Raw genomic sequence first — 24,980 nt, forward strand, 5'->3', positions numbered from 1 at the left:
TGTGATGAACTGACTGGTCACCAATCATTTGCTCAGGCGATCGTTCTGTCGGCCTGATTGTTGTCCCGAACCGAGCCGGTGAATCACGAGGAGCTGCTGTGGGTTCTGGTTGCGCTGGTAACTGTTGAAACCACAGCGATCCTTTACACAGCGCAAGCTTCCCTGTACACGAAGGTCACTGGTGGAAATTCTCACAGCCCTTGCGGTTCTGCCGTTTTTCGCCGCTCTGGTCGTTGGAGCCAGGGAGGCCGAACAGGATCAACGCTGAAGCGTGGCATTCGAAGCAGATCCATGGCTATGCCTGAGTAAACGGGCTCGGTTATGCGCTGGCTGCTGGTTTTTTCCGGACTCATCATGTCCGGGATCTGGGTTGATCTCAAAGCAGAGCAACGTCCACCTGAATTGCAGGCAGGGCAATCGATTTTGGTTGTCGACCAAACCCTGACTTCCACAGGCTGGAATCCTGCTCCTGAAGGACAAGTACAGACCTTTGAGCAGAAGCTGGCGGGCAATCAACTGTCGTCACTGGCGTCCTGCTCAGGAACAGGTGCTGGATACTGCCGTTACGACTACCAACGGAGCAACAAGCGGCTCGTGGTGGTCACGGTGCCAGCGCCTCAACCCAATCAAGCTGGACGCGTGGCCCGTTGGTGGATGGAGTCTGTGACGCTCAACCCAGCACATTGATCAATCTCAGGGTTCCCCACAGGTCAAAAACGCAGAAAATCAACCCAATCACAATCAGGTCCCAAGCACGGTGACGCAACGCCCAGGGAGCAAGAAAGACTTCGGCAACGCCGTGAAGTGCTGTTCCCAGTGCGATGTGTTCAAGCACCAGCAGTCCATGAGCCAACAAGAAAAGGCCGCTCGCGACGAAGCGCATTAGCACCGACCAGGAGACCGACACTCTTTTCATCGAACGGCAAGTCAGCCTATCGGGTTTGCCGGCTTGAACCTCGACGGGCTGTTGAGGCTTGTTAAGGCCAATGTCAGATCAATCGGCATGAGGTTCCGCAAAGATCAGCCCTAAAACGCATCCATTGGCAGTTGACGTCACAGCTCGACTGGCGATTCGTATCAGAAGTCACGCTTGCGACCAGCCAAAGGTGAAAACAACTCGTCAACGAGCACTGGTGTTGACTCTCAATAGTGCGTACTATTGAGAAACACTGCATTCCGTTTGCATGTCGCCTGCAACCTCTTCTGCTGAAGCGACCGGAACTCTGAAGAAGGGGCTACACCAGGAAGGGCGTCGGATGACGCCGCAGAGGCGATTGGTGCTGGACCTGTTTGAACAGATCGGCAGTGGTAGTCATCTCAGTGCAGAAGAGGTCCACCGTCAGCTTGTGGACAATCAGTCGAAGGTCTCGCTGGCAACCATCTACCGCACCCTGCGGTTGTTGGTGGAGATGGATTTTCTTCAGGAGCTGGAACTTCGAGATGGAGGAAGTCGTTTTGAGCTGGCGGATGAAGAACACATTCACCACCATCACCTTGTCTGCGTGCGCTGCGGCCGTACGGAAGAATTTGAAAATGAGCCTGTCCTTCAGGCAGGGCGTGATGCTTGCAAGCAATTCGATTTTGAACTGATCGATTCCAGCCTGAATGTGCGTGGCATCTGCCCTGCATGCCGTTGATCAGGGCTTCCTAGTGATGGCCCGTTGAATGCTCGGAACAAGGCATCCAGTGACTGCCCATCTGGTGGACTCCCTCACAGCCAATCAGCTTGGCCTGTGCTTCAGCTTCAGCCTTGGTTGGGAAAGCCAGCAAGCGTGGATCGTCCTCTGACTCAGCGAGAGAATTGCTGTTGTGGTTGGGGCTGCTGTGATTGTGGCCGTTGTGATCATGGCTGCCGCGCCCACCCATCTGGACCAAACCCATGCTCATCGGTCCAATCGTCCAGACCCCCATGGTGTTGGCACCGATTGCCAGCAGTCCCATTCCCACAATGGAGAGGTTGATCACGCCCATAGCGACCACACCGATGGAGACCACCCCCATCGGAACGATGCCGATACAAATCACGCCCATCGGCACGATTCCGATCGAAACAGTGCCGAGTGGGGCAATTCCAACAGCCAGGCGTTTGGGCTTACTGCCGCAATGAGCTGGCGCCGAATCAGGTGAGGAAGATTTAGTCATCTCTGCATGGTGACGGTTGCTGCGACTTTCCTCCAGCCTCGCCAGGCTGAGAGTAATGAATCAATTCACTCCAGAGCAATTACGGGAACTGCTTGTGATCCGTCCGCAAGACGTGACGGAGGGGATGGCAGCTGTTCTGGCTGTTCGCAGTCAAAGAACAGTGGTGCTTGATCTCACGTCCATGGAGATCGCCCAGGCACAACGCACCGCTGATTTCGTGTCCGGTGGCGTGAGGGCCGTCGACGGTGAGGAACATCGGCTCGGGGAGCATGTGTTCCTGTTCACGCCAGCTGGCGTTCAGGTCACTCTTAACTAAGAGAACCACCACAGCTGGATCCATTGCCAGCCGTACACCCAAAACAATGGTCTGCGACGGCAATCGGTTGATCCATCAGTCCATCCGCAGCGCTGAGTAGATCAGCGAGCACTCGAGGGCCAGCGTTGGATGCAAGATTCAATTGCTGATTGAAATCGCAGTCGTAGAGCGCTCCGGTCCAGCTCACGCTGATCAGGCTTCGGCACATGACCGCAGCAATATTTTCCGGTCGATGGGCCTCACGCAAGATCTGCTGGTACGGCTCGAGCTGACCCTGATGCTGCAAATCTCGCGCGAATCGCTGAATCGGCATGTTGGTGATCGTGAGTAGGTGAGAGAACGTAATCCCGTGGCTAGACGACAAGGCCTGCCTGTATTGGGCCTCAAGGGATTCCTGAGCCGGAGGAAGGGAAGGGCCTGAAGGGTTGAACACCAGATCCAGTTGCAAGGGTGATCCGGGTTGGGCGTATCCCAACCGATTCAACTGCTTCAAACCTGCAATGCTGCGCTCATAGACCCCCTGGCCTCTCTGTAGATCGACCCTCTCCTGTTCGTAACAGGGCAGAGATGCAACCACCCTCACACCCATCACAGCCAGGAATTCAGCAAGATCCTCATGTCCGGGTTCGCTGAGGATCGTGAGATTGCAGCGATCGATCACTTCGACGCCAAGAGCCCTGGCCGCCGTAACAAGCTCACGAAACTGAGGATGCAGTTCCGGTGCACCACCGGTGAGATCAAGACAACGAAGACCCAGGCGAGCGAGCACCTCAGGAATCAGATCAATGAGCTCCCCAGCCATCATTTCCTTCCTCCAGGGGCCGGCATTCACATGACAGTGACTGCAGCTCTGATTGCATCGATAGCCGAGGTTGACCTGCAGAGTGGTCAATCTGCCTCGGCGAACGGGGGGGAACCTCAGTGTTTCGGGAAAGGTTGATGTCAACGTCGGGGTGCGATCTGAAGCCGTGACCTGTTGGAATTCTGGCGAATCACCCGCAAAGTGAGGCAGGCGACTGTTCAACGATCAGGGCATACACCGAGATCAATCTGGCAAGGATGTTTCAGGGTGTGCGTTCGGTCCGAGTTTCCGACAAAGCGGTGAACCAGTTCACATAGGCCTTGGGACCGCCAGGAATGCAGACATCGAAATGCAGAGGATCCTCAGGGTCACTGATCCCAGCGAGAGAGCCATCGGTCAACGACGGTCGGTCAACCTCTCCGCCACTGCTGTCGACAAGCACCACCCGGTTTGGACGTCCAAAGCTGCATCCGAGTTCCTGAAGGAGAGTGAGAAAGCCTCGATCACTGCCTCCTCTCAACCAGCCTTCTCCAGAAGGATTGATCGTTGAAGTAACAGTGTCACCAACGCCGACGAGGTGAGGCATCTGTTCACGAGGTATCCGTTGCTTGCAGAGAGCCAGCAGTGCTTCATGGTCATTGGGTGCTGTTCTGACGTTGAACGCTTCACCGAGAGGTGCCTTGCCTGTGCGTGCTGCGATGTGGCGATTGATCAACACCAGCAATCCCGCTTCCTTGATGGCTCCTCGCAACATGAACTGGATATCGGTACTGCCAACATCTCCCTTAACGGCAGGCTTGAGCCGTTCACAGCCAAGGGGATCACGCCCGAGATTCGGCGCAACATGCAGGAAGAAGGAGTCGTGAAGCCCTTCGGAAACGGCCATCGCCATCAGTTGCTGCATGAGCGACTCCAGCATTGACTGCAATTGGCGCTGATGCTCAACATCGTCAGGGATTCGACTGAACAGGTGGTTGAGATTGATGGTTGGTGAGAGCTGAGTATCTAGAACCGCCAGATCAACCTCAACGGATAGCTCCTGATCGCTCAATTCCGGCATCAAGGCAGGGAGCATGGAACACATCAGTGCCTTCATCCGCCCGGGAACCGATGCCAGGAAGCTGATTTCAGCCTCACTGACTCCTGGATGCGTGACGTTGCCGAATTCATCCTGCAGCTGCACACCACCGGCAGCGAGCCCGGGGAGATAGAGACCTTGACTTCGGGCCTTTTCACTGTCACCGAGTGCTTTCTCAACAAGGCGATTGACGCCGCGATGACCTTCGTGTTCGCCATTGGTCAGAACCACAAAACTGCCACGTAATCGAGCAGCGGCATACACATAATCCGCAGAAAGGCTCCGGGTGAGTGGATCCTTCACCAGAGGTATGCAGACCCCGTCAAGGTCCTGCACGATCAAAAGGTCTGGACTGGCAACGAGTTCCTGATGCAGTGAAGCGAGATCCATCCCAACCATGCTGTCGCGAGCTTGGTTCTCACCCTCCCATGCAGCGATTGAATCGCCAATCATCGAATAGCGGAACGATGATCAGACTTCAGGCAAAACCCATGACCAACCTGAAGGCAGGCTGGAGATGGGTGCGATCAATCACAGCCTGAATCTCCGGATAGAGGCTGAGATCAAGCTCTGGGAAAAACAATGGCAGGTCACTGAGATGGACCTCAACAGCGAACTCAGCAGCACCCCAGCAATCGCCAACCAAAGGACGCTCAGGATTTAGTTAATGATTGAACACCTCCATGAGTCGTGCAAATTCACGTTCACGACTGGAGGAAACGAATCATGCACATGAGGCCGCAGCTATGAGTCTCGGCAAGATGCAAACGGATTGAACCACTTTCGAACAACTTGAGTGGAGATCCATCCTCAAGCAGGACATCACTGTCGATCAAAGCAGGAAGCTTTCCAAATGGGTTGATGCCAAGGAAATCAGCATGGCGGTCGTGAATTGACTGCAGGTCCAGTTCAACCAGTTCATGGTTGATCGCTTTGATTTCCATGAACCAGCGGGGCATGCGTGCTCATGTTCTTGGACCGCCGAAAAGCTTTAAAGCCAGCGGATCACATCACTTGTGGATGATGCTGGCAACGGGCTAGCCCAGATTCAAGCTGCCTGAAAGATCGCCATTAGTTCTGAGGATGTCTTGACAAAAACTGATCCTGTGATTCCGTGCTCTTAGGCTTCATACAATTGAACAATTCAGCTATACTAAAAGCTTCAACATTGACCGACGAACATTTTTCGTATGACATTAGATTTGAGTTCGTCTGAAATATTCGGCTTCGCAGCAGCAACACTTTCAACAATCGCATTTCTGCCACAAGTGATCAAAACATGGAAAACGCGATCTGCCAAAGACGTTTCTTATGCTTTGCTGCTCACGTTCAGCACAGGCTGTTTTTGCTGGGTGGTTTATGGGGTCCAGACAGACGCCAAACCGGTAATGATCGCAAATGCATTCACATTGACACTTAACCTGGCAATCTTGGCAATGAAGTTCAGCTTCGAAAACGGAAGCAAAACAGTGTCACAAGAGGATTAATAGTGACTTTTTAAAACTTGAAGAATATCCTTGAGCTCATCAATCTGGATAGAACTACGATTTTGATCATCAAGCAAAATCATTTCAAATCCATCCCAGTTTTTAATCAAATCAACTTCGACAAAATTTTCATTTAATGTCATCCTGATATTGACTCCCCAATCCGCCGAATCCACCAAAAGACCTTCCAACGATCCAATCCGCCCGCTTCCGAGCAGAGCACGAATTTCGTTCTCCATTTCCTGGCTATTCATCGCTCAGAATCTAAACAAAGGCATTAGGTCTTGAAATAAGGATAAGCCATCAACATCATGATCTCTCGAACAAAAGCAACATTCTCTGGAGCTCTCTGACGCACAGCATTCGATTATCAACGCAAAGTCAGTCTTCAATGATGCACATCTCAACCAATCGATTCTTCCATCTGTCGTCAGACAAACCATTCACAAACTTGGGGAATGAGATTGTCGGCTGGTGTTTTCAGCCATCGTGCCTGCAGCATGAGCGAAGCTCCCCCTGACCTGAGAGCAGATAATGGATCAATGCTGAGGTTGAACCGGCTGATCCAACGGTTTGCTCCGAACTCATGACCCTTCCAAAGAAAGCGGTGTAACTCGGCTGCCATCCCAAGCTTTCCATTCTTTGTTCACCTCATCCTCCCCTTCATTGCAATGAGTCTCAGTACTGCAGCACTGTTGAACTCAAACGGATTCTTTCCTCCAAGCCTCGACAGGGATCAGCTGCGACAGCGGGTCTGGGAGTTGGAAACCGGAAAGGTCGGGTTTTACAGCGTAGGGCTCTATCCCGCTTCCCTTGCCTACAACTGTGCCATGCAGCAGAAGGACGAAGAGAATCTGCTGCTGGCACCCCGACCCGATCGCGAGCTTCTCGGTGCGTTCACGCAGTCGGCCCTCGACGGCATGGACCCGAAGCATGTGGCGGTCATGGAACGCATGGGCAGCCATCGAGTTGGGGGTGTACGTCAGCCCAACACCCTGGCTGACTTGCTCAAACGCTGTGAGCTGGTTGTGCTCAGTGCCAACAGCAATCATGTTGAAGAAGACCTGATCGAAGCGATTCAACTGCGGGATCAATTGGGTCGGCAACACGTGGTTCTGGCCTGCCTGGCCGGATCATTCAGTCATGACAACCTGATCAACGAGTCGTATGTGTTGTGTGAAAAAGTCCCAAGCCTGGGCTTTTTCTCAGGCTTTCACCGTCATGGCGCCCTGCGCAATCCGCTCGACAGCTTCACGGCCAATTTCTGCCATCCCAACGCACTGACAGCGCTCCTGGGAGCGCGAATGCTGGATCGACTGTCGCCGAACATTCAGGTTTCAGCAGGGGTTCACAACATTGAGGGGCAGTACATCAAGGCAGCGAAAAACATGTCGTCGGTGTTCGCCGGGTTTGGTTATGCCTATCACCAGGACAACCCTGGAGTGCTTCCAACTCTGCTGACGCTTCTGCTTGACCAGTGTCTGGACCAAGCGGCAACGGTTTCCATGGCTCGGCGCAATCGCCAGAGGCTTTACAACCGTCAGCCTTTTGCACTGACGGAGCTCGGTTATGGCGTTCAAAGGATCGAAGCGGCTTTAGTGCGCGGGGGAGATATGGAGAAGGTGCGCGATCACACCTTTGCGCAACTCACCGCCATGGTGGCTGACGTACGCGGCAGCATGATGTTGCCGGTTTCCGGCACACCGACCCGAAATTTCCATGCAGGTCAGGTGTTGGCAGAGCACATGCTCGACGAAAAGCGCTGTCCGCACTCGATGGAAGAGCTCGAGAACTGGTGCGAACAGGCAGGCCTGCGTAAAGGAGGCCTGGAAGGTCTCAAGTCGTTGCGCTACTGGCCACAGATCGTGCGCAAATACGCCATTCCCGTGCACGACGCATCGATGGTGAATCTGCTCTACATGGCTATTTATGGCAATTCCACCACCAAAGATGTGGCGTTTTCGGTGATGACCGAAAGCCGTGAGCTCTCCAATTACTGCCAGGAGTCGGTGCGACCCACCCACAGCCGGCGGTACGCAGAGGCACTCCAGAATCTTGACCAGCCTGAAGCGATGGATTTGTTGGTGAATGCTGTGATTGCTGATAACGCCCGCCGCTTGATTCGGGATGACAACGGCATCGAGGAACAGGACACAGCCGATGAACCACCGGCCTATCTAAAAGCCATGAACGTGATCGAAAACGCACTCTGAATTCGATCATCCAAATCCAACCAATCAGTGATCGTCGAGGTCGATCACCGCATCAGCAATCTCTCGGTAGGGATCCGGGTCACAACTGAAAAGCACCACCTGAAGACCCAGATCAACGGCCTGCCGGAGCATGCTCCCAACCGCTTCAAGTCGCGAGGGATCGCTGTTGGTAAAGGCGTCATCAAACAACAAAGGGAGACAGCCGTCATGACCATCTCGCAGAGCCTCGGCGATTGCTAAGCGAACAGCTGCGTTGAGCTGTTCCTTGAGTCCTCCGCTGAGTTGTGAAAACTCGAGGCTCTGACCTGAGCGCTGAAGTCGCAGATCCTTCAGGCCGTCGCTGGCATCAAAACGCAGCTCAGAGCTGTCGCCGGGATGCTGCAGAAACGGAGCAATGAAACGATTAATGCTGGTTCTCAATGGTGACGAGTAACGACGTGAAAGGTCCGCACGCGCGTCCTGGAACCGATTGAGAAGCAGAACCCGTGACTCAACCAGCTGGGTTTCCTGTTCTTCTGCCTGTTGAGCGAGCTCAAGACGATTGGACGTTTCCTCAAGTTCGGCATGGAGTTCACGGCTTCCGAGACGTTCACAGCGCTCGAGCAATGAACCCCGTTCACGATTGAGATCGGTGCGTTGACGATTGAGCTTCAGCTCACGATCATCCAGCTCAGCAAGTGATGTCTCCACCTCGGTGCCAGAGGCCAAACCACAGTCGTCGCTCAGCTCGAGCAGTTGGTCCTGCAACAGCGCACACTGATGCGTGACCTTCTTGAGTTCAAAATCGATAGTTTGCGATGAGCCATGCCGCGATTCGATCTCGTGTTGTTGCTGAAGCTGCTGGGCATGCTGAGCCTCATGGCGCTCCAGTCGAATTTGGAGATCCTGAAGCGTCTTGGCAAAACCCTTCTGTTCACGTTCCACGCGCTCACAGTCCTCACGCAGTGATCGGACCTGTTGCTGAACCGATTGATAACTCTGGCGGCAGTCGTCCAAAGCCTTCGCAAGGTCGTCTTCAACAACAATCTCCGGATCAACTGGATGTTGTCGCAGCTCAGCGAGCTGCTGATCGAGTTGTTCGAGGTCTTGATCACCCTTCAGGTTGCTCTGCTGCTCCATGAGCTGGCGAAGACGTGCATCGAGAACAACAAGCTGCTGTTGAAGCTCCGTGCGCGTCTGCAACAGAGCCTCAGCAGCCTCGAGGCTGTTGACACCCCAGAGCTTGAGCTTCTGCTCCAACAGAGACCGACACTGTGTCCTCTCGGCCATCAGTGCTGAAAGGCCGGTCCCTTCTCCAGGACTGACCAACAGGGTGACGTCTTCACCCACTTCAAGCCGAAAAGCACCAGTCCTTTCAGCAACGTCGCCAATCCCGAGCTGTTCGCCATCGAGGCGCACAGTCATGTTCGAGGATTGCAATTCGACTCGCGATGCCATGCTTTGAAGACGGATCTCCAACTCACGGAGCTGTGTTTGCTGAGCTTGAAGAGCCGCCAAATCGTTGGCATCGCGACTTGGCAGTGCCGTCAGCTGTTGCTTGAGCTGGGATTGCTGCTGTTCGAATTTGGCGCGTTGTTCCTTGTGCCGACGCATGTCCAGGATCCTTTGTTCAATCCGTTCCTGGTCCTGACGACGTCGTAGTGCATGGCCACGCTCTTCAAGCGTCTGACGCTTCAGGTCGAGTTGTTCACACGCACGTCGTTGATCAACGAGTGTGCTGGAAGTGGTCTCGGCGGACTGGTTCATGACCTTGAGCTCCTGTCGCAACGCCTTCATCGCCGTTTCAGCAGCCTGGATTTCCTTGATCAGACGACTCAGAGCATTGAGTTGTTGTTGCCATTGGCTCTGCTGAAGACGAAGAGGAGCCAGCCGTTGTTGCAGATCCTTGAGAGCGAGAAGCTGTCGACGTCGCTTCTGCACTTCCGGTGCACGGCACTCCAGCTGATCAAGAGCCTGCTCATTGGCGTCAAGCTCGATGCAGGCTGCTTCATAACTGAGCAGTCGCTCCTGTGCTTCGGCTTGTTGCTCTGAAGCTTGTTGAACGTCCCGCCGGCGTTTCCAGAGTTCACTGTTTTGTTTCACGCCCCGACTGGTGAGGCTGGAGGCCACAAGTTGCTCAAGCTGGTTGTAGACCTGCTGATCCATCGGCGACTGCAGAGATTGCTCAGCCTGGCCTTCCAGAGCAGTGATCAATCCCTTGAGGTCATAGTGCTCGCCGCTGAGATCCAGCAGATTGCGACCGGCCAGTCCTTGCATCACCCAGAGGTGAGCCCAACGGGTGGGTAAAACACGGTTCACCTGACGGCTACCGATGATCTCCTCGACTCCCAAAAGAACAGCCAGCTGATCCTCGGCATCGCCACCGAGCAAAGCCTTCTGACCTGCTCGACTCAAGCGGCTGGTTCCGCCGGCACCGCTAAAACATTTCAACAACGACCAACGATGCCCAGCAGCATCGAAGTCGATCTCGACCTGGGGATGACCTGCATGTGTGGCCGAGCGCAGATCACGAATTGCCGCTCCCGTGGCAGAAGCACGCAGAAACAATGCGCGGTGCATCGCCTCCACAAGCGAGCTTTTACCGGATTCATTGGCACCTCCAATTAAGGTCAGCCCAGGAGCAAAGGACACCTCAAGAGCTCGATGCCGGCGAATGCTTTCCAGTCGGCAACGAATCAGGCGCATGGATCCATGGAGCAGAGACGGTGCAACTCGATCAAGGCTTGTTCAACCAGAGGATCAGCACTGCTTTGAAGCTCGTCCTGAAGACCTGCCGCAATGGAGCTGACCAGGGGACTATCCATCCGAAGCAGCAGCTCATCCCTCTCCTGCGCGGTTGGTTGACGGTGCAGCTTGCCTCGCAGGCGGAGGTGAAGAAGCTGTTCCCCGAGCAGCGCCAGGCGTTCCTCCAATTGGAGATGCCCCTGCAGACCAAGTTGTCCGTTGAGTTCAAGCCGCATCAGATCGCGACCCACACGACTGCCTACGGATTCGACCAGTGTTTGCTCAAGCCGGGCCAGATCGGCATCGCCGTTGAGGGTCATGGTGATCCGGTGCCAGCGCAGACGGCCCGTGGGTTTCACCATGACCGTTGGCGGCTGGGTCCTCTCCACATCAATCACGAGAACCTGTGATCTCAAGTCATCGGGCCCGGTGGGGAAACGATCGGGTTCCGGTGTGCCGCTATACCAGGTTCTGCGATCAACCTCCATCAGCGCATGCCAGTCGCCAAGGGCGATGTAATCGATTTGATCACGGGGCAGAGACTCGAGGCAAAGCTGATTGACCTGGCCTTCACCACCGAAACCCTGCACCGAGCCATGGGCCAGAACAACGCGCGGTTTCACCGGATCGAGTTGCGTCCAGTTGAGCTGATCGAGCCAGAGAGAAGGACTCTGGCTCATCCGCTGTCGTTGCAGGGGGCATGGCAGAAGAGTGACACCCGCAACATCAACCGGTTCCGGCTTGAGCAGCAATTGAAGGTTGCCAGCACGCTGCTGCATCTGCCGGCGGAGATCCTCACGCCTCCAAATCCCTCCGGCACCACCGTGATCGTGGTTTCCAGGGATCGCGACCACAGGTGATGGGATCGATCCCACCGCTTCCAGCACCTCCATGACCATGGCAGCAGCCACCGTGCTCGAGTCGAACAGGTCACCGGCAACCAGCACAACGTCCACCTCTTCCTGGCTTGCCACTGCAGCAATCCTCAGAACGGCATCAACGCGCTCCTGCTGCAAACGAGCCTGTTTCTGAAAATTTTCAATCCAGCGATAGGGCTTGCCGATCTGCCAGTCAGCGGTGTGAAGAATTCGTGGCACCGGTGCCGTTCAGACAACGATCACCATGCTGCCGCGTTCCCGCCTGATTTTCCGCACACTGATTGCTGGCAAAGGGCAACAAAGACGGCATGTTTCGTGATGAGACCCATGCGATTCGCCGTGTCCTCCCCGCTCTCCAGCTCCAATTCGATCCTGGAGACCATTGCAGGTCTGTTCCATCCACCGGAACAGATCGATGGAATCAGCCAGCTCGGGTCTGGAAATGTCAACGACACATTTCTGGTGACACTCAATCGCAGCGCATCACGATCAGCCTTCGTGATGCAGCGCCTGAACACTGAGGTGTTCGAACAACCTGAATTGGTGATGCGCAATCTGCTGAAACTGGGCAGCCACGTTGAGCAGCGTCTTGCACAACAACCGCCAGAACTGTTGGGTCGTCGCTGGGAGGTTCCCAAAGTTCTGCCGACCCTGGATGCCGATGGGCACTGGGTGGAACATCAGGGTGAGTTCTGGAGGTCTATCACCCACATCGGTGCCGCCACCACAACGGATGTCATCCAAGACGACCTTCATGCCCGTGAGCTGGGCTACGGGTTGGGGATGTTTCACCACCTGATCAGTGATCTGGCCACAGACGAACTGGCAGACACGCTTGAGAATTTCCACATTGCGCCGGCTTACCTGGCTGAATTCGACCTGGTGTTCTCCAGATCAAATGATCAGATCAGCTATCGCACCACTCAGGCCGTCTCCTTCATCGAGGAGCGAAGACAAGGGATCGATGTTCTTGAGCAGGCCTGCGCACGAGGTGAACTGAAACGACGACCGATCCACGGAGATCCCAAGATCAATAACGTGATGATCGATAACGCCTCCGGACAGGCCGTCGGTCTGATCGACCTTGACACGGTGAAACCTGGACTGGTTCATTACGACATCGGCGACTGTCTGCGTTCCTGCTGCAACAGATTGGGCGAGGAGACTCTCGATGCAGGAAAGGTCAGCTTTGATCTCAACCTTTGCCGCGCGATCCTTGAGGGATATCTGTCGATCGGTCGATCATTCCTCACGCCAGAGGATTTCCGCTACCTACCTGATTGCATTCGCCTGATTCCACTTGAGCTTGGAATCCGATTTCTCACAGATCATCTGTCGGGAGACCGCTACTTCCGAACATCAAGGCCTCAGCACAATCTCGACCGTGCTGAAGTTCAGTTTGCGCTCACACGATCGATCGAGAATCAATGGAAAGATCTCAACAACCTGATCGAAGAATTATCGCAAGAACGCTAAGCCTTAGGCACTCACTAGGAGTGTACCAAAGAGAATAAAACAAACATCTTGACCAACGGATATAACGACAAGGAAAAACCAAAGCTCTTGTAGCTGCTCCTTTGCGACATCCCCCGACAAACAAGATCTTTCTGCCAAAAAGTATAAGCTTGCTACCAATCACCTGCGAATCAGGTCAAGGGAATGGGCTACTGAGGATGCCATCAAGAATCAACAGGATGGAAACAGTCAACCCCACTCCCATGTGGCGCAAAACGTCTGCCTACTGATCCGCCAAAGTCAGCGCTATAAGTTTCAGCCATATTGACAACCAAAAATCACTCAGATCTTGGCTGATTAACAATGCATTGGATCAGCCTGCAAAAATCAAGCCCCTCTCAAAAAGTGAAGTAGGATCACGCTTCTTACTTTAAAATAGTTATATTGTATTCCTTGGAGATCAAGATAGAGATCGTCGCGATTGCTTGCTGAACAATAAGATCAGCATATTGATTGGTCTCTTCATTGAAATCAGGAATCAGCACATCACAGTTCTGAAGGTCTGGGGATACATTCAGCCTCAGCCGCGCACGATCCTCCTCTGAACAATGATCAAGCACAGTCTCTAGAGCTGCTGAAATCAACCACTCCCTGGCTTGCCGATAACCAGGGGAGCGATCATTCTTTCCGGTTTCCTTTGACATCTTCTGCTGCTTGCTTGGTGTCAAACCAGGATGACTCAGCTCAGCGTGAACCGGTGTCGCCATAGCTGTTCCATCTCAGTCCTTGATTGAGTGTTGAGTCTGTCGATCAATCTTGTTGGTTTGGCTCTTGTTCAGCGTTTGGCTCTTGTTCAGAGTCTTCATCCTGAGGGTTGGCCAGTTCCAATTGATGGCGCGTGAGTTCCACGGAACAGGATTCGATCAGATCTGCTGCAAGGTCTTGCTCTTCGCCTTCAAGCCGAAGGTCCTGAGAAATCGGCGCTTCTGGACAGCTGATGGCAGCAACCTGCTGCAGCGCGTTGGTGATGGCAGACAGGTCGTTTTGCCAGGTGACGGCCAACCCCTCGATTTCAGCAAGCACTTCAGGACTGGCAGCTTTGATCCCAGAGGCAGCATTCACGCGAGCAGCAATTCGGCGCTCATCCCAGACCGAGGCACCCACTAAATGGGCTGCATGAAGCGTGGCCAGGGAGCTGATGGCTTCGGCCTTGAGGGTTTTAACCGAGCGGCTGATGACACGTTGATCCAACGAGAGTGGTTCCACGGAAGGCAGATCAGCAGCATCCGCCGAAGCTGGAATCATGAGAGGGTCAGCATCCTCCAAGGGTTCCAACAGCTGTGGCAAGTCTTCGAATTCGTCGGGACTCACAGGTGGGGCGATGCGGCAGGCAACGCGAATCAACAGATCAGCGAAGTGTTCTCTCAGGCTCATGTTTTGTCAGCTGCCCCTGGTTCCATTCTGACTCTGCTCCTAGTCTGCGAATCTCAACAGGCCGGACTTCACCACTCAACAGTGACGACAAGGCACGCAATAAGGGATCGGGCTCAAACCGGCACAGCTTGGACGAGGATCTAAGGGATGGGACGACACCCTGTGATGGTGAGGCAGGTCTGCCCACTGATTCCCTTCGACCATGCTCAATGTCCGGCGGTTTTCGCTACCGCGGAGTTTGTCTGGACCGAAGACGCTGCTCTTGAACTGAGCTTCAGCCTTGGCCCGAAGCTGGCCGAAAGCAGCGTCGATGGCCTCTTGTTCAACAGCACTAAGGAAGAGAACACGTCACAGAGGCAAGACAACCTCTGGAAGCACACCTGTTTCGAAGCCTTTCTTGCTCGTCCGGGTGACGAAGGGTACTGGGAGGTGAATATTGCGCCGAACGGAGACTGGAACCTTTATCAATTCAGCAGTTACCGAACGGGTGGCATGGCAGAGCCACTGGCGGAACTCCCTGAAGTGCACTTCAGCATGGAACGTGTTGGTTGCCGCTGCACCATTCAGATTCCACTCCAGCCCTGGTGGCCTCACGCAGAGATTCCTGAAATTGCCCTGAGCATGGTTCTGGAAGACAAAAGTAAATGCCTAAGTTATTGGGCTTTATCCCATCCAGCAGACAAGCCAGACTTCCATGACCGGAGGGGTTTTCTGCGTTGGTGAACAGTCATCTGCCTGACACCAGGGTCTGGGTGCGTTGTCTGATGAGCATTGCTGTTCTGCTCAGTCCGATCACCGTGGCCTGCAAGACAGTTGAAACCATCGAGACGGCTATTGATGCAACGCCAAGCAGCGCAACAATCCCGAACCTGCCAAAGCAGGCAGACCGGCCCGTTGCTCCGAATGGTCGGAATTATCCCTTGGTGCCGAAAGAACCAAGGGATATCGCCGCGCTGATTACCGATATCGAGGCTGCCTTAATCACCCCGGAGCTGGCTCAACAAGACCTCGCCGCTCTGGCACACCAGCAACAGGTGATTTACAGAGTTCTCTCCAAGCGCCCGCAGCTGAGTGAGAACGTCCGCTCCCAAATTGAACCGCGCTGGCGCTGGGTCTTTGACCAGCACATCGCTGCCCGCAGAGAATTCCTAGCAATGCACCGTGGACCTGCATCGTCCACATTGCCGGCCTGGAGAATCCAGTCACCTGCGTCTGCTGATCAATTACTTAAGGCCTACCGCAGTGCCTCTGCGGCCACAGGGATCGACTGGACTGTTCTGGCTGCAGTGAATCTGGTGGAAACCGGAATGGGAAGGATCGATGGCGTTTCCGTTGCCAATGCCCAGGGTCCGATGCAGTTTTTACCAACCACCTGGGCAGAACCAGGCATCGGCAATGGTGGCAATATCCGTGACCCGTGGGATGCCATTCATGCTGCAGCTCGCTATCTCGTGAGGCGCGGGGGGTTGAAGGACATCCGCAACGGCCTTTGGGGTTACAACAACAGCGACCACTACGGCCGAGCCGTGCTCCATTACGCAGCACTGCTCAAGGAAGAGCCACTGACCTATCGCAGTCTTCACCAATGGCAGATCCATTACGCCTCCTCAGGCGGTGACCTTTGGCTGCATGAGGGTTATGAGCAACGACAACCGATTGGGGTGAACGACTATCTGCGACAAAACCGCCACAGTGCTCCGCTGAAGGAAGAGCTCCAGCCCTGAAACAAGACGCAGACATGGGTTGAAGAAGCTGCAGCAGTGGCCATCCCCCCTGGCCTTTCATCGTCTGGCATCTACGCTTCGGAGATCAGGACTCAACAAGCTGCGTGGCAAAAGAACTCACCCATCGCGCCGACGAACTGGCCGGTCTCGGCTGGTCTGCTGACGATGTCAGTCGCTACGCCGAACTCTGGGAGTATCGGCAGCGCTGGGGGGCTATGAACCTGGAACGGGAAGATCGTCTTTTTCTGCGCAAAGCCGAAGCAGCTCTGCCCGTGCTGGCAACCGGCAAAGCCACTGTCAAAAAGAACACGCAAGACAAGTCGTACTACCGCTGGCTGCGTTTCCACCTGGATGCCATGAGTGCGGCACAGTCCCAGATGCAGCTCACTGAAGGATCACAGGGAGCGTGGCCGATTCTTCTGGAGGAAGAGTTGCGTCTCTTAGACCATTACCAGCCTGTCCTTGGTCTTCCGGACACGATCAAAGCCAAGAGCTTTGATGCCTTCCGGGAGCAGATGGCTGAACAGGCTTCTGCGCTGGACGGCAAGGAAATGCAATTACGCAGCCATGACTTTCAGGCCGCGCTGGCGGAACTGAAAGAAAAGGAGAACAGCAAATGGCGTCATTTACGCGAACTCACTGGGGAACAGCCCTATCCGGTGTTGCTGGGCGGAACGGTCGACAGCTTTCGCAGTGAAGTGCGCAGCAAGTTGACTCCGCTGCTGCGTCAGACCCTTCCCTCACTGGCGGAAACCGACAAACCTGATCCAGATGCCGGCTGAGGTCGCTCGATCGCTGCACCGCTAGAAATGGATTGACTTCTTTGCGATCGCCGTGACGGATCAGCACTTTGAGACCCTGCAACTGCACGCGGGACAGGTCCCTGATCCCACAACCAATTCAAGAGCTGTACCGATTTATCAGACCAGTTCCTACGTCTTCAATGACGCAGAACACGGCGCCAATCTGTTTGGACTGAAGGAATTCGGGAATATCTATACCCGACTGATGAATCCGACGACGGATGTCTTCGAAAAGCGGGTGGCTGCTCTTGAAGGAGGTGTCGCAGCGCTTGCCACGGCATCGGGGCAGTCAGCCCAGTTCTTGGCCATCACCAACTGCATGCAGGCTGGAGATAATTTCGTTTCCACATCATTCCTCTATGGCGGGACCTACAACCAGTTCAAGGTTCAATTCCCCCGCCTCGGCATCAACGTCAAGTTCGCCGAGGGAGACGATGTTGCCAGCTTTGCCGCGCAGATCGACGACAACACCAAGGCGATCTATGTGGAAGCGATGGGCAACCCCCGCTTCAACATCCCTGATTTTGAAGGGCTATCAGCTCTCGCCAAAGAGCGAGGCATTCCCCTGATTGTGGACAACACCCTCGGGGCCTGCGGTGCTTTGCTTCGCCCAATCGAGCATGGTGCTGATGTGGTGGTGGAAAGCGCCACCAAATGGATTGGTGGCCATGGCACCAGTCTCGGCGGGGTGATTGTGGATGCCGGCACCTTCAATTGGGGCAATGGCAAATTCCCGCTGATGAGCCAGCCCAGCGCTGCGTATCACGGTCTTGTGCACTGGGATGCTTTTGGCTTCGGCAGTGACATCTGCAAGATGCTGGGGCTTCCAGACAATCGAAACATTGCTTTTGCCCTGAGAGCCCGAGTCGAAGGACTACGCGACTGGGGCCCGGCCGTGAGTCCTTTCAACAGCTTTTTACTGCTGCAAGGCCTGGAAACGCTGAGCCTGCGTGTCGAACGCCATGCGCAAAACGCCATGGAACTGGCGCAATGGCTGCAACAGCATCCGAAGGTCACAAGCGTTAGTTACCCAGGCCTGAATGGCGATCCATACCATTCAGCAGCCAAGAAATATCTGACAGGCCGAGGGATGGGCTGCATGTTGATGTTCTCGCTCAACGGCGGTTATGACGATGCAGTGCGATTCATCAACAGCCTGAAACTCGCAAGCCATCTGGCCAACGTGGGGGATGCCAAGACATTGGTGATCCATCCAGCATCCACCACACACCAGCAGCTAAGCGAAAGTGAGCAAGCTTCCGCCGGCGTGACGCCAACAATGGTGAGGGTGTCGGTGGGTCTTGAACATATTGACGACATCAAGGCTGACTTCGATCAGGCCCTGACATCGGGCGCCTGATCGGAGATGTTGTGACATGGCTCTGATCCTCCCGGCTAACTATCACAAGATCACCGCCGTTGAACGCAATCGCATTTCCTGGATCAAACCAGAGCAGGCAGAACGTCAGGACATCCGGCCCTTGAGGATCGGAATTCTGAACATCATGCCCTTGGGGAAACAGTACGAATTCAACCTGCTGCATCCACTGGGACTTTCAGTGCTGCAGATCGAACCAATCTGGATTCGTTTGCAGACCCATGCGTACAAGAGCTGGGACCAATCTCACCTTGACGGCCTCTACAAAAGCTGGGACGAGGCCAATGCCAAGGGACCTCTTGATGGATTAATCATCACCGGCGCACCTGTTGAACATCTCGATTTTGAAGAGGTGACCTATTGGAGAGAATTCGTAAAACTGGTTGATGAAGCACGCATCAGCTGCGCCAGCACTCTTGGTTTGTGTTGGGCCGGATTTGCATTGGCGTATCTGGCTGGGGTACGCAAAGTGCCACTTCAGCAGAAACTCTTTGGGGTGTTTCCGATGCGCAGCCTTGTGCCAGGCCATTCTCTGATGGGAACTCAAAACGATCAATTTCTCTGTCCGCAAAGTCGCTACGCGACGCTTCCAGATACCGCGATGGAGGCAGCCCAACGACAGGGGCGTCTGCGACTACTGGCACATGGAGAGTCGGTCGGCTACACGATCTTCGAAACACCAGATCAACGACAACTGATGCATCTTGGGCATCCCGAATACAACGTCGACAGAATTCTGGCGGAAATGGAACGAGACAAAGCCCGGGGCGATGTACCGCCACCACAGAACTTTGATTCCGACCATCCTCAGACTCTTTGGAGATCACACCGAAATCTTCTCTTTCAGCAATGGCTGTGGTTCTGTTATCAACGCGTGAGTTTTCAAGCCTAATCGAAACGGAAAATATCGACTCCATAGAAAACATCCATGCATCCTCTTGAAACCTTTAGCCAATGGCGCCGACGCTGGTTTGGCTGGCTGCCGATCCATCAACGATGGGAGCGATCAGCCGAGGACGTTGCACCAGAACGACATGATGATTGGTTACTGGATCTCATCAATCAACAAGAAGCATCAGCACTGTTTCCACATCTCAGCAAAGAGCGAGCAATTCTTCAATACCAAAAAATACGGCTCCAGATGCGTGAACAAGAACAGCGCGGTTACTAAAAAACTTTAAGCCAATACAGCCGCGTGATCAGAATCAATTGCTGAACCTCCTAATAAGATTTAGAGGCCAGATCAGACCAAGCGAAATGAAAGCGAATGAATTCTCGCAATCAATTCTTTGCAATCCTTGAGCAATTCAACAACCAAAGAACATCACAGAATCAAAAACAGCTCGGGTGTCACAATGTCAACCTGAATGATGACTTTGATACATCATTGACTTCAAGATCAAACACAAGGAAAAATTTGCACAGGCATCAGGCACCGTCTGGATCAGGATCAAGCTTGTTGATCTCCCACAACGGTCCAGCTCACATCAACTGGATTGAATTCGCCATAATTGTGTCATGAAAAATCTTCTAGTGAAACTGCTCGGCCCCTTGCTGGCGATCGCAGGCGTGCTCGGGCTTACTGGTTCATCGATTCTCTGGAACTTTCAGGGTCGCACTCTGGGACTCCCTGCCACGGTTATATCCTTGTTAGTGCTTGCTGTCGGAATTGTTCTGCTACGTCCCCTGCAACCAGCAGCATCAGCAGAGATCAGTGAAATTGTCGAAGATCAAAGATCCGAAGTCACCACAATTGCCTCTTCGGACGAAAGTTCGGAAGTTCAGAGCGGACAAAACAGCGCAACAACTGAGTTTGAGCAAAATTCAACTGATTCAAATTCAGTTGATGCGTCCAAAGAGAAAAAGCTGTCGTTAACGACAGCCGAAGCGATCGCAGCTCAACTTGCAGTAGCAGAAGCGGATCAGCCTGAGCGCGTTCTGGTTAACTTTGCTCCGAATGCCTTACGTCCGGGAAATTCAATTCGGCCTAATAAGAGGGCTCCAGGAAAAAATTTGTCGGGTTTCCGGGATATGGCTTCTGATTTGTTCAAAACCAATTAACTCACTCTGAAGGATAATAAAGAAATCGTTTTTCATCGATTGCCATACGCATCGTAAAATTTTTAATCATTACTGAATCAGTATTGAACAAACACTTCTAGCCAATTAAGTTTACGACAAGCATACTTAGGCCAATATCTTATTTTCTAGGGTCTGCAGTACTTTCTGATAAAAACAATAGATTGAGAATCACCAAGCTGGTCAGCTTGGGCCCAATCCAAACATGCTCGTTCAAGATCGTTTGACATTTCCATCGCCATTCCATGATTGAAGTGAGCTGCGCCATCGTTAGGATTCATTTGAATCGCAACATCGAAATCAAGAATGGCACCAGATAGATCACCAGATCGCGCCCTCGCAATACCTCGACTGCCATACGTTTCGCTACTTGTTGAGTCAAGCTCTATTGACCTGCTGTAATCAATAATTGAACCCTCAAAATCACCATATCTAGCTTTAGTAACACCACGATATTGGTATGCAGCTGCATTCTCTGGATCCAGCTCAATGGCCCTATTGAATTCAATCAAGGCTCCATGATAATCGCCGGATTGTAATTTTTCAGCACCATCCTTGAGATAAGAATCAAAATTGGAAGCCAGACCTGGAGGGACAAACGTTAAAAGACAAACCATCAACGAAGCTATAATGATCCGTAAAGGCATTGTCTGAAATGACTTACTAAAACCAGTTTAGTCAACAGGCTGAGCTCAGCATCTTGACATGAAATCTCAGGGTATTGATCTCAAGAATCAGAGTCATTAGCCATCAAGCTTGCGTGATCGGCTCCTGATCAATCAAAACCAACTTCCAATTATTCGGATCATACTCACCATCACCAAACATAATATTCGAAGCTTCATCCAAGCATGATGCTTCGACTTCCACCGTTTTTTCAATTTTCTGGTTCCAGAAAGAATAGATATGACCTTCCTCGTAATAAGCAAACGGCTTTGATGGCATCTGTGAATCAGGGAGCCAATCATCAAGAGCAATAATGTTATTAGTAATTTTTTCAATCATTTTCAACGTATCAATATCACCGTCTTCGAAATAGCCTTGCCAATTCATCTCAGCCCATTTTCCATTGTCCTCCATATACAAAACATAAGCCTCATCTTGAACCGTCTCACGCATCAAGCAAAAATTTTCACCAGAAAACTCATATTCAGCGGATTGTAGCTTGTTACTGTCAGGCATCATGAGAAATCATCTTGATCTTGTACGAATCAAAAACACGAACTAACTTTAATTTTATAGGAATTCAAAATCTAGCATCTCAGATGATCCATTGAGTTTCGAGCACTTAGTGTGACGATAGTATCCCTAACACTGTCATGCACGCCAGACAGAGCTGATTTGTGGAGGTGGGTTGGAGGGGAGTGCGTGACATGAACAAGTAGCTAACAAACGGTTTTCGATTCGACAGATCTCGAAAGGACTGGATCCCGATATGAAACCAAGCTGAATCTTCATACAAGCAATTCAGCAGGCATTCATGGAAAAAAGAAACGACATAAGACATGTAAACTTGTAGAATCAAAATATCATTTTTGGGGTTCCAAGACCTCAATTTCCAGGCAACCATGGCAAATTCAAGATTGAAAGGAGCCTGTTATGTTGTGCACCTAAATGACGGCAATCTCTTAATTGAAGTCGATTGCTTTGAAACCTATGCAGAAGCATTGCAACAGTTCAACCAAACGATTGAACTAGGGTCATTTGGCCGTTGGAAAGAAGTGTATTTAGAGGGAAAAGATAGAGCAGGTCAATTCGTTGATATTTATCAAGTTCATGACTTTGGCAAGAACAGGTCAGACTGAACTGAACTCTCTCAAATTCGAATGCGCCTACATGCAAGGTTCTCCAAACACATACCAAGCTATACAGTCAATTTTGTAGACCGATTTGAACATGATCAACAGTCATCAGTTCAATAGCCCGTTAGAGCCAATCATGCAGTGTCATTGGTCTATTTTTGGTACGTATGGGGGAAGACAGCTTCAGCTGCAGAACTGATACTGAGAGCAACTCGCAGTGGAGCAGTGCTCATCGACTGGCATTGGTACAAAGATCTATCGGATGAGCAGAGGGGTCTCTACGATGAGCTGATTCAGATCGAGACAGAAATTTATTTGAGTCCAAGAGACTGCAAGCAACTCGTGAAGGGGCTTACACGGATAGGAGTCAAGACACCAACACAACTCAGAGAATGGTTTACCGCCTTGGCTGAAGCAGAAGATGATTAGCGGAGAAAGGCGCAGCTTCTCATACATTCAAAGAGATAAACAGCATTTCAATTAATCATTGGTTCTATTGAGAGAAATTTATTTAACAACCAATGATGTCGTTAGCAAAGGCATGAGATCTATACGGGCATCGAACAGAAAAGAGCAAGATGATTCGCTGTTGATCCTCCATCACAATGACGAAGAATCAACTTCTTGACAGGTGCCTATTACATTAATTTCCATAGTGATATTCCTTTGTTGAATCCTCTGCGCATAGGTGTACTCACTTACAGGATCAAGACTGATTCGGATTGTTTCTTCACTTGTACTGAAACCTTGTCCAGACCTGCCTGTACTAGAGAGTACACCGTCAATCATCTCAGCATTCAACCATTGACCGCCCTTGAACATCACCATTCTTCTCTGAGGATCAATGATGAATGTCTCGCTTTGCTTGCCTTTGTTTTGCTGAATGATTTCAGAAGTATTTGTATTGGCAACTTTTGAGGTGAGATCGCCTTTGCAATGGAGATAAATCAGCTCTTCAGCAATCACAGAAGTGCCAGAGGTCAGCAGAACAGAAAACAGAGTGAGAAGAATCATTTCTGTCAGAAACATAGATTATTTCAGACTATTTGCTACTTGACGCCAAATGAATACTGAGGACATCTTTGCTCAATCCCAGGGTAAAATCTACTGTTGATTTGTTGCTCGCTCATTGAGGCAAGTTGGTCAATCTTTTCTGGGTATTGACCAATAACCAATCCTATAGCCATTCCTTCATTCATGCCTCGATCATATGAGTTCATAACGCTTACATTTTCTCCTTTCATGATTGAGCAATAAGCATCAACCATTTGATTGATCATAAATTCAGAACTCATTACAGGCGCTCCAATGACACATGCTGCTGTGACACCTGAGAGAGAAAGTAAGGAGTTGCGCTTCATGAGTGATTGACTTTTACCATTAATAGCACTACCTAAAGAACCTGCCATCGTTTGCCATGAGCATAAGGCTTCAAGACTCCAATCCCCGAGCTGCTAAAAAATAGCCATAGAGATTTTTATCTCCTTCATACTCTGTTGGCCTGAGAATGCTTCATTGGCAGACAAGAGGCCGAAAAATCTGATCGCAACTTGAACCGGACGGAAAGCGTGAACCGATCAAACCCTTACTGTGTTTCAGGTGGCTTCTAAGGGGATATCAATCAACTGATCAACACAACATGAGATCAGCTGAACCTTTGTGATTGGTGCTTACTCGAAAAACCAGCCATAGCTGTGCAATCCGATGCCAAGAAGATTGACCCCGATGTAACACACAACAATCACAACCAAACCGAAAGCGGCGACAAGTGCCGGACGCCGACCTTGCCAGCCTCTGCTCAGACGTGTGTGGAGATAGGCGGCATAGACCAGCCAGCAAATCAACGCCCAAGTTTCTTTGGGATCCCAACTCCACCAACTTCCCCAAGCCTCATTCGCCCAAACGGCCCCACTAATGATGCCGACGGTGAGCAATAGAAAACCCACGGTGATCGTGCGATAGCTCAAGCTGTCGAGCTGCTCGGTGCGACTGAAATGAATGGATGAAAGCTGAACTTCCGGCGGGTTCTGGACGGCAACAGCGCCTTGCATCGACAACAGCTTCGGTCGTCGATAAGAACCGGTTCCGATGGAGCTGCTGCGAAGTTCCAACTCTTCACCGCGGTCCGTCAGCAGCACGGCAACCGACAACAATGACCCCACCATCAGAGCCGCGTAGCTGACCATGATCACGCTGACATGCATCACCAACCAGCTACTGCGCAGGGCCGGCACGAGTGGTGATGCTTGCTGCAGCTGGTCGGGTAAAGCAAAGCTGGCAAAGGCAATGCAGCCAAGGCCCATCGGGGTTGCGGCAGCTGCCACCAGTGGCGATGTCCAGTTGCGTTCAACCAGAAGTTGGGTGAGTGTGCAGGCCCAGGCCAGAAAACAGAGCGATTCGTAGAGGTTACTGATCGGGAAGTGTCCCGATTGCCACCAGCGCAGCACAAGCTGAGAGGTGAGCAAGAGGTTGGAAAGGGCGATCAGCGAGCGCACACCGCTGGAGCTCCGACCATTGGACAATGCCCAGAAACTCCACGGCAGAGCGACCAAGAGAAAGGCAAAGGCCATCAGACCCAGAAGCAGAACAGGTTCCGAAACGATCGCTTCCAGACCGGAAAACCCCATCAACCACCTCAAGCAGAGGACGTACTGACATTGATTCT

At 52.3% G+C, this 24,980-nt stretch carries 30 protein-coding genes; 14 read left to right on the plus strand and 16 right to left on the minus strand.

Annotated elements, in window-relative coordinates:
* The first annotated feature begins 354 nt into the window (after positions 1-354).
* Positions 355-687, plus strand: a complete 333-nt coding sequence (locus SynMITS9220_RS06600; protein WP_231856467.1) for a hypothetical protein — start codon at positions 355-357, stop codon at positions 685-687.
* Here SynMITS9220_RS06600 and SynMITS9220_RS06605 read toward each other — a convergent pair.
* Positions 671-883 carry a hypothetical protein gene (locus tag SynMITS9220_RS06605; RefSeq protein WP_067097271.1) on the minus strand — a complete coding sequence of 71 codons (213 nt, stop codon included), beginning with the start codon at positions 881-883 and terminating at the stop codon, positions 671-673. The two genes, SynMITS9220_RS06600 and SynMITS9220_RS06605, sit on opposite strands and share 17 nt — an antisense overlap.
* Positions 884-1,184: 301 nt before the next feature.
* Between SynMITS9220_RS06605 and SynMITS9220_RS06610 the strand changes: the two genes are divergently transcribed.
* On the plus strand, positions 1,185-1,637 hold the full coding sequence (locus SynMITS9220_RS06610) for a Fur family transcriptional regulator (RefSeq protein WP_067097274.1): 453 nt from the start codon (positions 1,185-1,187) through the stop codon (positions 1,635-1,637).
* A 10-nt stretch (positions 1,638-1,647) separates the two neighbouring features.
* Here SynMITS9220_RS06610 and SynMITS9220_RS06615 read toward each other — a convergent pair whose 3' ends face one another.
* A complete protein-coding gene (locus SynMITS9220_RS06615) occupies positions 1,648-2,142 on the minus strand; it encodes a hypothetical protein (protein ID WP_186988009.1) in 495 nt (164 codons plus the stop codon).
* Positions 2,143-2,197: 55 nt separating this feature from the next.
* Between SynMITS9220_RS06615 and SynMITS9220_RS06620 the strand changes: the two genes are divergently transcribed.
* The gene (locus SynMITS9220_RS06620) at positions 2,198-2,458 is read left to right on the plus strand and encodes a cell division protein SepF (RefSeq protein WP_115126161.1); all 261 of its coding nucleotides are present in this window, start codon (positions 2,198-2,200) and stop codon (positions 2,456-2,458) included.
* Here SynMITS9220_RS06620 and arsS read toward each other — a convergent pair.
* From arsS to SynMITS9220_RS13365, 4 genes are all read right to left on the minus strand, one after another.
* Positions 2,451-3,404 (minus strand): arsenosugar biosynthesis radical SAM (seleno)protein ArsS, encoded by a 954-nt coding sequence (gene arsS / locus SynMITS9220_RS06625; protein ID WP_186988011.1) that lies wholly within the window; start codon positions 3,402-3,404, stop codon positions 2,451-2,453. The genes SynMITS9220_RS06620 and arsS overlap by 8 nt on opposite strands.
* A 118-nt stretch (positions 3,405-3,522) precedes the next feature.
* A complete protein-coding gene (gene stpA, locus SynMITS9220_RS06630) occupies positions 3,523-4,737 on the minus strand; it encodes a glucosylglycerol 3-phosphatase (RefSeq protein WP_115126474.1) in 1,215 nt (404 codons plus the stop codon).
* A gap of 79 nt (positions 4,738-4,816) precedes the next feature.
* Entirely contained in the window at positions 4,817-4,984 is a 168-nt protein-coding gene (locus tag SynMITS9220_RS13360; RefSeq protein WP_255482950.1) for a hypothetical protein, read from the minus strand.
* A gap of 58 nt (positions 4,985-5,042) precedes the next feature.
* Positions 5,043-5,297, minus strand: a complete 255-nt coding sequence (locus SynMITS9220_RS13365; RefSeq protein WP_255482952.1) for a glutathione S-transferase N-terminal domain-containing protein — start codon at positions 5,295-5,297, stop codon at positions 5,043-5,045.
* A 231-nt stretch (positions 5,298-5,528) separates the two neighbouring features.
* On the opposite strand from SynMITS9220_RS13365, the gene SynMITS9220_RS06640 reads away from it, so the two are divergent.
* A complete protein-coding gene (locus SynMITS9220_RS06640; protein ID WP_115126160.1) occupies positions 5,529-5,825 on the plus strand; it encodes a SemiSWEET family sugar transporter in 297 nt (98 codons plus the stop codon).
* Here the strand turns inward: SynMITS9220_RS06640 and SynMITS9220_RS06645 are convergent.
* On the minus strand, positions 5,822-6,079 hold the full coding sequence (locus SynMITS9220_RS06645) for a hypothetical protein (protein ID WP_186988014.1): 258 nt from the start codon (positions 6,077-6,079) through the stop codon (positions 5,822-5,824). The genes SynMITS9220_RS06640 and SynMITS9220_RS06645 overlap by 4 nt on opposite strands.
* Before the next feature lie 417 nt (positions 6,080-6,496).
* Here SynMITS9220_RS06645 and SynMITS9220_RS06650 point away from each other — a divergent pair, with 417 nt between their 5' ends.
* Positions 6,497-8,038, plus strand: coding sequence for a hypothetical protein (locus SynMITS9220_RS06650; RefSeq protein ID WP_186988016.1), 1,542 nt, complete (start codon positions 6,497-6,499; stop codon positions 8,036-8,038).
* 24 nt (positions 8,039-8,062) lie between these two features.
* Here the strand turns inward: SynMITS9220_RS06650 and SynMITS9220_RS06655 are convergent, their stop codons facing one another.
* Both SynMITS9220_RS06655 and SynMITS9220_RS06660 read right to left on the minus strand, forming a co-directional pair.
* Entirely contained in the window at positions 8,063-10,723 is a 2,661-nt protein-coding gene (locus SynMITS9220_RS06655; RefSeq protein WP_186988018.1) for an AAA family ATPase, read from the minus strand.
* The gene (locus SynMITS9220_RS06660) at positions 10,714-11,859 is read right to left on the minus strand and encodes a DNA repair exonuclease (protein WP_186988020.1); all 1,146 of its coding nucleotides are present in this window, start codon (positions 11,857-11,859) and stop codon (positions 10,714-10,716) included. The genes SynMITS9220_RS06655 and SynMITS9220_RS06660 overlap by 10 nt, the downstream gene beginning before the upstream one ends.
* Before the next feature lie 108 nt (positions 11,860-11,967).
* Here SynMITS9220_RS06660 and SynMITS9220_RS06665 point away from each other — a divergent pair, with 108 nt between their 5' ends.
* Entirely contained in the window at positions 11,968-13,116 is a 1,149-nt protein-coding gene (locus tag SynMITS9220_RS06665) for a phosphotransferase enzyme family protein (RefSeq protein ID WP_255482954.1), read from the plus strand.
* A 404-nt stretch (positions 13,117-13,520) separates the two neighbouring features.
* Here SynMITS9220_RS06665 and SynMITS9220_RS06670 read toward each other — a convergent pair whose 3' ends face one another.
* A complete protein-coding gene (locus SynMITS9220_RS06670; RefSeq protein ID WP_115126154.1) occupies positions 13,521-13,862 on the minus strand; it encodes a hypothetical protein in 342 nt (113 codons plus the stop codon).
* Positions 13,863-13,905: 43 nt separating this feature from the next.
* On the minus strand, positions 13,906-14,499 hold the full coding sequence (locus SynMITS9220_RS06675; RefSeq protein WP_186988024.1) for a hypothetical protein: 594 nt from the start codon (positions 14,497-14,499) through the stop codon (positions 13,906-13,908).
* 177 nt (positions 14,500-14,676) lie between these two features.
* On the opposite strand from SynMITS9220_RS06675, the gene SynMITS9220_RS06680 reads away from it, so the two are divergent.
* From SynMITS9220_RS06680 to SynMITS9220_RS06710, 7 genes are all read left to right on the plus strand, one after another.
* A complete protein-coding gene (locus tag SynMITS9220_RS06680; protein ID WP_186988026.1) occupies positions 14,677-15,252 on the plus strand; it encodes a DOMON-like domain-containing protein in 576 nt (191 codons plus the stop codon).
* Between the two features lie 41 nt (positions 15,253-15,293).
* A complete protein-coding gene (locus SynMITS9220_RS06685) occupies positions 15,294-16,253 on the plus strand; it encodes a lytic transglycosylase domain-containing protein (protein WP_186991964.1) in 960 nt (319 codons plus the stop codon).
* Between the two features lie 104 nt (positions 16,254-16,357).
* Positions 16,358-17,035, plus strand: a complete 678-nt coding sequence (locus tag SynMITS9220_RS06690) for a hypothetical protein (protein WP_186988028.1) — start codon at positions 16,358-16,360, stop codon at positions 17,033-17,035.
* A 52-nt stretch (positions 17,036-17,087) separates the two neighbouring features.
* Positions 17,088-18,416, plus strand: coding sequence for an O-acetylhomoserine aminocarboxypropyltransferase/cysteine synthase family protein (locus tag SynMITS9220_RS06695; protein WP_115126150.1), 1,329 nt, complete (start codon positions 17,088-17,090; stop codon positions 18,414-18,416).
* A gap of 16 nt (positions 18,417-18,432) precedes the next feature.
* On the plus strand, positions 18,433-19,326 hold the full coding sequence (locus SynMITS9220_RS06700; protein ID WP_115126149.1) for a homoserine O-succinyltransferase: 894 nt from the start codon (positions 18,433-18,435) through the stop codon (positions 19,324-19,326).
* Positions 19,327-19,362: 36 nt separating this feature from the next.
* Positions 19,363-19,605 carry a hypothetical protein gene (locus SynMITS9220_RS06705; protein ID WP_186988030.1) on the plus strand — a complete coding sequence of 81 codons (243 nt, stop codon included), beginning with the start codon at positions 19,363-19,365 and terminating at the stop codon, positions 19,603-19,605.
* A 347-nt stretch (positions 19,606-19,952) separates the two neighbouring features.
* Entirely contained in the window at positions 19,953-20,495 is a 543-nt protein-coding gene (locus tag SynMITS9220_RS06710; protein WP_186988032.1) for a hypothetical protein, read from the plus strand.
* 146 nt (positions 20,496-20,641) lie between these two features.
* Here the strand turns inward: SynMITS9220_RS06710 and SynMITS9220_RS06715 are convergent, their stop codons facing one another.
* Together SynMITS9220_RS06715 and SynMITS9220_RS06720 are read right to left on the minus strand one after the other, a co-directional pair.
* Positions 20,642-21,160 carry a tetratricopeptide repeat protein gene (locus SynMITS9220_RS06715; protein ID WP_115126146.1) on the minus strand — a complete coding sequence of 173 codons (519 nt, stop codon included), beginning with the start codon at positions 21,158-21,160 and terminating at the stop codon, positions 20,642-20,644.
* A gap of 103 nt (positions 21,161-21,263) precedes the next feature.
* Positions 21,264-21,695: a hypothetical protein gene (locus SynMITS9220_RS06720; protein ID WP_186988034.1), complete on the minus strand. Its 432-nt coding sequence runs from the start codon at positions 21,693-21,695 to the stop codon at positions 21,264-21,266.
* Between the two features lie 386 nt (positions 21,696-22,081).
* Between SynMITS9220_RS06720 and SynMITS9220_RS06725 the strand changes: the two genes are divergently transcribed.
* Positions 22,082-22,318, plus strand: a complete 237-nt coding sequence (locus SynMITS9220_RS06725; protein WP_186988036.1) for a hypothetical protein — start codon at positions 22,082-22,084, stop codon at positions 22,316-22,318.
* Positions 22,319-22,915: 597 nt separating this feature from the next.
* Here the strand turns inward: SynMITS9220_RS06725 and SynMITS9220_RS06730 are convergent.
* The 3 genes from SynMITS9220_RS06730 to ccsB form a co-directional block, all read right to left on the minus strand.
* Positions 22,916-23,344 (minus strand): hypothetical protein, encoded by a 429-nt coding sequence (locus SynMITS9220_RS06730; protein WP_186988038.1) that lies wholly within the window; start codon positions 23,342-23,344, stop codon positions 22,916-22,918.
* 20 nt (positions 23,345-23,364) lie between these two features.
* Complete coding sequence (locus SynMITS9220_RS06735; RefSeq protein ID WP_186988040.1) at positions 23,365-23,724, minus strand: hypothetical protein; 360 nt, start codon at positions 23,722-23,724, stop codon at positions 23,365-23,367.
* Positions 23,725-23,985: 261 nt separating this feature from the next.
* Positions 23,986-24,942: a c-type cytochrome biogenesis protein CcsB gene (gene ccsB, locus SynMITS9220_RS06740; RefSeq protein ID WP_115126140.1), complete on the minus strand. Its 957-nt coding sequence runs from the start codon at positions 24,940-24,942 to the stop codon at positions 23,986-23,988.
* Positions 24,943-24,980: the final 38 nt, after the last annotated feature.

Origin of the sequence: Synechococcus sp. MIT S9220 (assembly GCF_014304815.1) — a bacterium.
Classification (GTDB): Bacteria; Cyanobacteriota; Cyanobacteriia; order PCC-6307; family Cyanobiaceae; genus Synechococcus_C.

Bases quoted from the DNA above. Each gene is read 5' to 3' on its own strand.
- ccsB (WP_115126140.1), bottom strand. From the start codon at position 24,942: ATGGGGTTTTCCGGTCTGGAAGCGATCGTTTCGGAACCTGTTCTGCTT.
- SynMITS9220_RS13365 (WP_255482952.1), bottom strand. From the start codon at position 5,297: ATGCCCCGCTGGTTCATGGAAATCAAAGCGATCAACCATGAACTGGTT.
- SynMITS9220_RS06705 (WP_186988030.1), top strand. From the start codon at position 19,363: ATGCATCCTCTTGAAACCTTTAGCCAATGGCGCCGACGCTGGTTTGGC.
- SynMITS9220_RS06655 (WP_186988018.1), bottom strand. From the start codon at position 10,723: ATGCGCCTGATTCGTTGCCGACTGGAAAGCATTCGCCGGCATCGAGCT.
- SynMITS9220_RS06610 (WP_067097274.1), top strand. From the start codon at position 1,185: ATGTCGCCTGCAACCTCTTCTGCTGAAGCGACCGGAACTCTGAAGAAG.
- SynMITS9220_RS06710 (WP_186988032.1), top strand. From the start codon at position 19,953: ATGAAAAATCTTCTAGTGAAACTGCTCGGCCCCTTGCTGGCGATCGCA.
- SynMITS9220_RS06600 (WP_231856467.1), top strand. From the start codon at position 355: ATGTCCGGGATCTGGGTTGATCTCAAAGCAGAGCAACGTCCACCTGAA.
- SynMITS9220_RS06650 (WP_186988016.1), top strand. From the start codon at position 6,497: ATGAGTCTCAGTACTGCAGCACTGTTGAACTCAAACGGATTCTTTCCT.
- SynMITS9220_RS06725 (WP_186988036.1), top strand. From the start codon at position 22,082: ATGGCAAATTCAAGATTGAAAGGAGCCTGTTATGTTGTGCACCTAAAT.
- SynMITS9220_RS06645 (WP_186988014.1), bottom strand. From the start codon at position 6,079: ATGAATAGCCAGGAAATGGAGAACGAAATTCGTGCTCTGCTCGGAAGC.
- SynMITS9220_RS06720 (WP_186988034.1), bottom strand. From the start codon at position 21,695: ATGCCTGACAGTAACAAGCTACAATCCGCTGAATATGAGTTTTCTGGT.
- SynMITS9220_RS06670 (WP_115126154.1), bottom strand. From the start codon at position 13,862: ATGGCGACACCGGTTCACGCTGAGCTGAGTCATCCTGGTTTGACACCA.
- SynMITS9220_RS06715 (WP_115126146.1), bottom strand. From the start codon at position 21,160: ATGCCTTTACGGATCATTATAGCTTCGTTGATGGTTTGTCTTTTAACG.
- SynMITS9220_RS06615 (WP_186988009.1), bottom strand. From the start codon at position 2,142: ATGACTAAATCTTCCTCACCTGATTCGGCGCCAGCTCATTGCGGCAGT.
- SynMITS9220_RS06700 (WP_115126149.1), top strand. From the start codon at position 18,433: ATGGCTCTGATCCTCCCGGCTAACTATCACAAGATCACCGCCGTTGAA.
- SynMITS9220_RS06620 (WP_115126161.1), top strand. From the start codon at position 2,198: ATGAATCAATTCACTCCAGAGCAATTACGGGAACTGCTTGTGATCCGT.
- SynMITS9220_RS06640 (WP_115126160.1), top strand. From the start codon at position 5,529: ATGACATTAGATTTGAGTTCGTCTGAAATATTCGGCTTCGCAGCAGCA.
- SynMITS9220_RS06680 (WP_186988026.1), top strand. From the start codon at position 14,677: ATGGGACGACACCCTGTGATGGTGAGGCAGGTCTGCCCACTGATTCCC.
- SynMITS9220_RS06605 (WP_067097271.1), bottom strand. From the start codon at position 883: ATGCGCTTCGTCGCGAGCGGCCTTTTCTTGTTGGCTCATGGACTGCTG.
- SynMITS9220_RS06665 (WP_255482954.1), top strand. From the start codon at position 11,968: ATGCGATTCGCCGTGTCCTCCCCGCTCTCCAGCTCCAATTCGATCCTG.
- SynMITS9220_RS06735 (WP_186988040.1), bottom strand. From the start codon at position 23,724: ATGGCAGGTTCTTTAGGTAGTGCTATTAATGGTAAAAGTCAATCACTC.
- stpA (WP_115126474.1), bottom strand. From the start codon at position 4,737: ATGGTTGGGATGGATCTCGCTTCACTGCATCAGGAACTCGTTGCCAGT.
- SynMITS9220_RS06730 (WP_186988038.1), bottom strand. From the start codon at position 23,344: ATGTTTCTGACAGAAATGATTCTTCTCACTCTGTTTTCTGTTCTGCTG.
- SynMITS9220_RS06685 (WP_186991964.1), top strand. From the start codon at position 15,294: ATGAGCATTGCTGTTCTGCTCAGTCCGATCACCGTGGCCTGCAAGACA.